General features: G+C 77.2%; 1 pseudogene. It reads right to left on the reverse strand.

Features of this window, described 5'->3' with window-relative positions:
- A pseudogene (locus JGS39_RS40345) lies at positions 1 to 373 on the reverse strand (hypothetical protein); the annotation flags it as partial.

The following is a 373-nucleotide window of genomic DNA, read 5'->3' on the forward strand; positions in this document are numbered from 1 at the left end:
ACGGCGGCCAGCCCTTCCAGGGCCCAGTCCAGCAGGAGGGCGACCAGCGCGGCGGGGTGGGCGGTGGGCGCCGGTTCCTCGGGGGCGGGCAGCGGCTGCGGCCCGTACGGCACCTCGCAGCGCTCCTCGTGCAGTTCCGCCACGCGCTGGCCGAGCAGGTCCAGGAGGGCGGGCACCGTGACAGGGCCGGCCGAGAGCTGAAGGAGTGAGAGGACCTGGGGCACGGCCTCGACGGCCTCGGCGACCGCGGTGGACTCGATGCCCTGGGGCGCGGGGTGGACGAGCGACCAGGCGTCGAAGAGCGCCACCCAGCCACGGAGCACGGCGGAGTCGTCGCGGTCCCAGGCACGCAGCCGCCAGCCGGGCCGGGCCC

Origin of the sequence: Streptomyces poriferorum (genome assembly GCF_019399235.1) — a bacterium.
In the GTDB taxonomy this organism is placed as follows: Bacteria; Actinomycetota; Actinomycetes; order Streptomycetales; family Streptomycetaceae; genus Streptomyces; species Streptomyces poriferorum.